The 6,029-nt window shown below is 70.5% G+C and carries 5 protein-coding genes; all 5 read right to left on the bottom strand.

Annotation, left to right across the window (positions count from 1 at the left end; genetic code table 11):
- Positions 1–1,675 (bottom strand): hypothetical protein (locus D7X55_RS34195; RefSeq protein ID WP_121725244.1); only part of this gene is annotated, 1,675 nt, incomplete at its 3' end.
- A 4-nt stretch (positions 1,676–1,679) separates the two neighbouring features.
- On the bottom strand, positions 1,680–2,483 hold the full coding sequence (locus D7X55_RS34190; RefSeq protein ID WP_120549710.1) for a protein phosphatase 2C domain-containing protein: 804 nt from the start codon (positions 2,481–2,483) through the stop codon (positions 1,680–1,682).
- A 135-nt stretch (positions 2,484–2,618) separates the two neighbouring features.
- The gene (locus D7X55_RS34185; protein WP_120549709.1) at positions 2,619–3,308 is read right to left on the bottom strand and encodes an NrtR DNA-binding winged helix domain-containing protein; all 690 of its coding nucleotides are present in this window, start codon (positions 3,306–3,308) and stop codon (positions 2,619–2,621) included.
- Positions 3,309–3,392: 84 nt separating this feature from the next.
- Positions 3,393–4,394 (bottom strand): diacylglycerol kinase family protein, encoded by a 1,002-nt coding sequence (locus D7X55_RS34180; RefSeq protein WP_120549708.1) that lies wholly within the window; start codon positions 4,392–4,394, stop codon positions 3,393–3,395.
- Positions 4,395–4,481: 87 nt separating this feature from the next.
- On the bottom strand, positions 4,482–5,486 hold the full coding sequence (locus tag D7X55_RS34175) for an SDR family oxidoreductase (RefSeq protein WP_121725243.1): 1,005 nt from the start codon (positions 5,484–5,486) through the stop codon (positions 4,482–4,484).
- Between the last annotated feature and the right edge of the window lie 543 nt (positions 5,487–6,029).

Raw genomic sequence — 6,029 nt, 5'->3', positions numbered from 1 at the left:
ACTTCCCCCGCAGTGTCCCCAGCCACGAACCGTCCCCCGCGTCGGCCCGGGCGCTCGCGCGCACCGCCCCGTCCGCCCCCAGCAGCACCGCGTGGTGCACCGTGCGGCCGTTGGACTCCTCCGCCAGCAGCAGCCACACCGCGTCGCCGTCGAACACGGCCTCCGCGTCCAGCAGCTGTCCCGAGGGCCACGGCAGCGTGAGCCCATCCCGCAGGCCCTTGCGCTCCACGCTGAACAGGAAGGCTCCCCGCAGCCCCGCCGCGCGGTGGAAGCCCAGGCCGAAGCGGGGTCCCACGAACAGCCGCGTCTGGCCCTGGAGCACGTCCCCCCAGCGCTCGGCGCCGTACGTGCCGTCGCGCCACAGCCCGCCCTCCGCCGCCCAGAAGCGGTGTCTGGCATTGGCCGCGAACACCGGCCGGTTTTCACAGACATCCACGCCCAGGAACTCCGGCCCCCGGCCCGGCATGAACACCGCCACGCGGCCCTGGTGCCCCAGCAGCGTCACGTCCCCCTGCACCGCCCAGCGCAGCGCCGGGTCCAGCTCGCCGCGCATCACCGTGCGGCCGTCCTCGCGCCGGTACGCGCCGTCCGCGTGGTAGACGAAGCGCACCGCGCCGTCCTCCGCGCTCGCGTGCACCAGCACGCCGCGGGTCGTGAACGTCCGCTTCGCCGTCACCTGCCCGCGCACCGCCGACACCGGCGTGGCCGCCACCGTCGCGTGCGGCTGACACGTGGGACACGCGTCCCGCGCGTGCTCCAGGCCACACGACGCGCACACCGTGAAGCGAAGTCCCTCCAGCACCGGCAGCGGGAACGCGCCGCGCCGGTCCTCCACGAACACCTGGTGGAACAGGTGCAGCAGCTCATCCGGCAGCGAGGCCCGGGGCAGCGCGGGCTTGGGGTACTGCACGTCCGGATGGAACACCGTGACGCGCTGGAGCATGCGGCCTACCGCGTTCAGCCGTAGGGCACCGGCAGCCTTCGGCTTGTGGATGCCGCCCTGAGGCCCCACGCACAGGAGCGACTGCATCACGGTGACGGCGAAGGCATACCAATCACTGTCCACCGTCGCCGGCCGCGCGGGCGTCAGCGTCTGCGCGCCTGAATCCAACCGCAGCGGGTCCAGGAACTTCTCCGTGAACACCGGGCAGAGGAAGGCACCGAACTGGAAGCTGTCCGCGTCGATGAAGTACGCATCCGTGCCCACCGTCAGCACGTTCAGGTCGTTGAAGTCCCCCACCACGACACGGGCCGCGTGCACCGCCGTCAGCACCCGGTGCAGCCCCGCCAGCACCGTCACCGCGTCCGAGGCCTTGCCGCCCGCGCGCCGGAACGCCGGCTCGCTCCACCGGCGCAGCGGCTCCACCCCATCGAGCTTGCGCATCGCATAGCCCAGGACCTCCGCGCCCTTCTTGTCCGTGGCCAGGGCCTGCGGCGTCACCACGCGCGCCGGAAGCCCCGAGGGAAACACGCGCAGCTTGCGCTGGTGCTCCGCGAGCCGGGCCTTCGCCGCGGCCTGCTCGGGCAACAGGCCCAGGAAGTCCGGGTGCTCGGGCTGCTTGAAGACCTTGAGCGCGCGGCCATCCCCCAGGTCATACACATCCGCCTCGCCGCCCTTGCCCAGCGCCCGCTGCGGATCCAACCGGACCTTCTTCCCCTCCACCCAGACGTCCATGGCCTCACGCCCTCCCCATCCGGCGGCGCAGCACCACCAGCGTGGTGTCGTCCGTCAGAAGGCCCGGCGTGCGCAGCAGCCGCCGCTCCGCGAAGTCCGCGCGCACCGACTCGCGGTTGAGCTGCGCCAGCCGCCGCCGCATCGCGTCCGGGTTCGTGAAGTACCGGTCGTCCGTCCAGAAGCGCGACAGCGGGCCCACGGGCTCGTCGCGCTCCGGCAGCCGTGCCTGCGCGAGGTTCAGCAGGTCCCCCACCCCATCCGTGCCCACCAGCAGCGCGTGCACGTCGTCCGTGGGAACCAGCGCCCGGGGCTCCAGCCCCACGTCCTCCCCGCGCAGCAGCGCATACGCGAGGTACGGCGGCGCGTTGCCCGGGAACGGCCCCAGCGCGTGCACCTCGCCGTTGAGCATCCACACCCCGTCCCCCGACGAGAAGACCAGCGTGTGCGCCGGCGTCATCACCGCTCCCACGAGCGTGAAGAGCAGGTCCCCCAGCACGTCCCGCCCCAGCGTGGACGCCAGGCCCTCCATCAGCTCCAGCAGGTCCCCTCTCAGCCCCGGCAGGAAGTCCGCGCCGTCCACCGCCTCACCGCGCTGAAGCCTCGCCTGCGCCGCCTGCGCCAGCCGCCGCGCGCCCAGCTGCGCCCCCAGCTCGCTGCACGGCTGGCTGCCACAGCCGTCCGCCACCACCACCACCAGCCCGTGCTCGCTCCCCCGGACGCAGGCGGCGTCCTGGTTGTTGCGCCCCGAACGCGCGTGCTCCCGGCCCTGCACCGAACCCACCGCGACGTCGAAGGGCAGCGTGGACATGGCTCTCCCGTGGCCCTCGAAGAGGGCTCGCACGATCAACTTCGTGTATCTATGACACCAACATAGTGTCCAAACGACACGAAGTCAAGGCGACGAGGGACAACCTGTCAGTGGAGGGCGCGGGAGAGGTGGGGCCTACAGCTCGAAGTTGAAGCCGGCCTTCTCGAGCTGTTTGTACTTCTTGTGGTCGAACCGGTAGAGGCGCGCGGCGCGGTGGGAGACGTCCTGCTCCACCTCGTCCAGCTCCTCCAGCAGGTCCATGGCGAGGATCTTCTTGCGGAAGTTGCGCTTGTCGAGCTCGCGCTCCAGCACCGTTTCGTACAGCCGCTGCAGCTGCGACAGCGTGAACTTGGGCGGCAAGAGCTCGAACCCGATGGGCTGGTAGCGCACCTTGCCCTTGAGCCGCTGCAGCGCGGTGCCGAGCACGTCCGCGTGGTCGAACGCGAGCTTCGGCGTGTCCCAGACGGAGAACCACGCGGCTTCGCGCGCGTCGGTGGACGCCTGGAGGTGGTGCTGGGACAGCTTCACCAGCGCGAAGTACGCCACGGTGATGACGCGGCCCCGGGGGTCGCGGTCTGGCGCACCGAACGTGTAGAGCTGTTCCAGGTGGCTGGTGCGCAGGCCCGCTTCCTCTTCCAGCTCGCGGCGCGCGGCGTCCTCCAGGGACTCGTCCATGCGCACGAAGCCGCCGGGCAGCGCCCACCGGCCCTGGTAGGGCTCCACGCCGCGCTGGATGAGCAGCACCTTGAGGTCTTCCTCATCCAACCCGAAGACGACGCAGTCCACCGTCACCGCCGGGCGCGGGTACTCATAGGTGTGGCTCAATTGGGAAACCCTCCGGCCGGCATCGTGTCCAGAGGACACGGTGCCGGCAAGCGCCTTCATGCACGCTTCAGGGAGGTGACGGCGCTAGACGGCGACGAGCCGGCTCAGGCGGCGCCAGTCGACCAGGTTGACGTTCTCCTCCGCCAGGTCGAACTCCAGCGAGCGGCGCATGCCCAGCACGTCGCCGCCCATCTGGAAGGGCACCTCGCGGTCGAAGTCCATCCGCAGGCGCTCCACGAAGAAGTCGTGCATGCGCGGCATGGGGTGCTCGCCGCGCCACAGGCGGAACATGTTGCGCGTGGCCTCCATCACGCCCGCGCCGTACACGCGCACGGACAGCCGGTGCGGCACCGCCTGGGCGAACGGGAACGCCTTGAAGCCGAAGCCCCACTCCGGCGTCGTCGCCGCGCCCGCCACGCCCGCGGGGCCCTGGTACAGCAGCTGCCCCTCGCCGCCGTTGGGCAGCGGCCGCACCGCGCCCGTCGCGTCGATGGTCAGCGCGGAAGCCCCCAGGTTGTAGACGGAGACGTTCGGGTTGCCCTCGCCGAACAGGTGGCGGGGCACCGTGCGCGTGAACATGGCGCCCAGGTAGCCGCGCAGGCCGGACTGCGCCTTCTTCAGCGGCCCGGCGGAGGCCAGCTGGTTCTTGAAGTCCTGAATCATCTCCGCGTCCCAGCCCGTGCCCGCGAAGGGCGCCACCCGGCCCTCCACCCGCACCAGGGAGAAGGGACGCAGGGGCGGCAGGCGCTCGCCGTACGCGGCGATCTGCTTCAGCGCCACCTGGGGACGCGGCGCGCCGGTGACGCGCGCCCAGGCGTTGCCCGTGCCCAGGGGCAGCACGCCAATGGCCGGCAGGGCGACCCCCTGGGAGCGCAGCTCGTTGAGCAGGCCCGTGATGGTGCCGTCCCCTCCGCCCGCGAGCAGCAGGCTGGGCGGGTCGTGGCGGAGCTGGTCCACCCACTCACGGGCTTCATCCAGGGAACGGGTGAGGGCCACCCGGGCCCGGGGGAGCAGGTCCTTGACGAGCCCGCCCATCCCTTCGGTCCCTTTACGCGCACGCAGATTGACGAGGACGGCGATGTTCATGGCGGGCGCGACTCTTCCCCAGTTCATGTCATGGCCCCGTCACGAAAAGCGCCCCCGGCATGGGAACGCCCTATGTGAATAGGGTCTTCACGCCCCCAGGGCATGGGCCAGCCGGGCTTCCAGGTGCCGCTCGGCCGCTCGCCGACGCAGCGTCACCGCCGCGGCCGCCAGCCCGCCCGCCACCAGCAACCGCCGCAGCCATGTTTTTCCGGTGCCGTGGTAACCGCCGGAGGCCGTCACCCCCTCCTCCATGGGCTGGAAGACGTTGCCGGAGGTGGGGCCCTGGCGCTGGTTCTTGAAGTGCAGCACGTCCGTGCCGGACTTCATGGTGCGCTCGAAAGCGCCGGGCATGAGGTTGTGCAGCGCGGAGAAGCTCTTGCCGGAGCCGCCGACCATGACCTCGTCCTGGGGGTTGCGCAGCACGCGCAGGATGGTGCGGGCCACGCGCTCCGGCGTGTAGACGGGCTCCGCGGGGCGGATGCGCCAGCCGGTGTAGTTGGCGGTGTGGCGCCACAGGGGCGTGTCGATGGCGGCGGGCATCACCGTGCACACGTCGATGCCCGTGTTCATCAGCTCCTGGCGCAGCGACGCGGAGAAGCCGCGCACCGCGAACTTGGAGGCCACGTAGGCGCTCAGGTACGGCGCGGGCACGGCGCCGAAGGTGGAGGACACGTTGATGAGCGTCCCGTAGCCCTGGCGCCGGAACTGCGCCAGCGCCACGCGCGCGCCGCTCACCGTGCCAAAGAAGTTGGTCTCCATCAGCTGGCGGAACGCCTCGTCCGGCGTCTCCTCCAGGCTGCCCAGCATGTAGACGCCCGCGTTGTTCACCCAGCCGTCGAAGTGGCCGAAGGCCTCCACCGCGGCCTCCGCCAGCTGCCGCACGGCCGCCGCGTCCGACACGTCCGTGGGCACCATCAGGGCCTGGACGCCGTGGGACTCGCACTCGGCCGCCAGCTCCTCCAGGGGCTCCTCCCGGCGCGCGGCGAGCACCACGTGGGCGCCCTTCTTCGCCAGCAGCAGCGCGGTGGCCCGGCCAATGCCGCTGGAGGCGCCCGTGATGACGATGACCTTCTCTTTCCAGATGCGATCCATGGAGTGGGGTCCTTGTGACTGGCTCGGCGGCCCGAGCGTTCGAAGGGATTCGTGGATGGAAAGGTGGGGATGACGCTGGGCGTCGCACCCGGGCCACCGGTGACTCACCTGGGGGGCAGCCAGCCAAGGCAGGGGGCTCGGAATCCGGACGGGGGTCCACATACGGGACCTGGGGCCAGGGCCCGGGGGTCGCTGGCCTGGAGGGTGGACAGTCCGGTAGAGGACGGAACGCGGCCTGCATCGCTGGTCCGGTCATCCCTTCCACACCCACGTCCCCATGCCCTTCCATCCGAAGCCGTCCGCGTTCGCGCTGATGCTGTGTCTGATATGCGCCTCCGCCCTGGGGGCCGCGCCCCACCGGCTGGTGCTCTCCAGCGGTGCTGTTTCTTATACACATCTCCGAGCCCACGAGACCGGAGCCTATCTCGTCTGCCGTCTTCTGCTTGAAAAAAAATTTTAATTTGGCTACTATGAGTTTTCTTTGTTTCAATGCAGCCCGATCTACAGCTCTAAATTTCTCAACCGCAGTAAATAATTTAAGTG

It is taken from the genome of Corallococcus sp. AB049A, assembly GCF_003668885.1.
GTDB classification, from domain to species: Bacteria; Myxococcota; Myxococcia; order Myxococcales; family Myxococcaceae; genus Corallococcus; species Corallococcus interemptor.
The sequence above is the reverse complement of the archived record's forward strand: the minus strand, read 5'-3'. Positions and strand labels throughout refer to the sequence as shown.

What these genes read in the sequence shown, in the direction of transcription:
- D7X55_RS34190 (WP_120549710.1), bottom strand. Translation starts at nt 2,483, where the DNA reads ATGTCCACGCTGCCCTTCGACGTCGCGGTGGGTTCGGTGCAGGGCCGG.
- D7X55_RS34180 (WP_120549708.1), bottom strand. Translation starts at nt 4,394, where the DNA reads ATGAACATCGCCGTCCTCGTCAATCTGCGTGCGCGTAAAGGGACCGAA.
- D7X55_RS34175 (WP_121725243.1), bottom strand. Translation starts at nt 5,486, where the DNA reads ATGGATCGCATCTGGAAAGAGAAGGTCATCGTCATCACGGGCGCCTCC.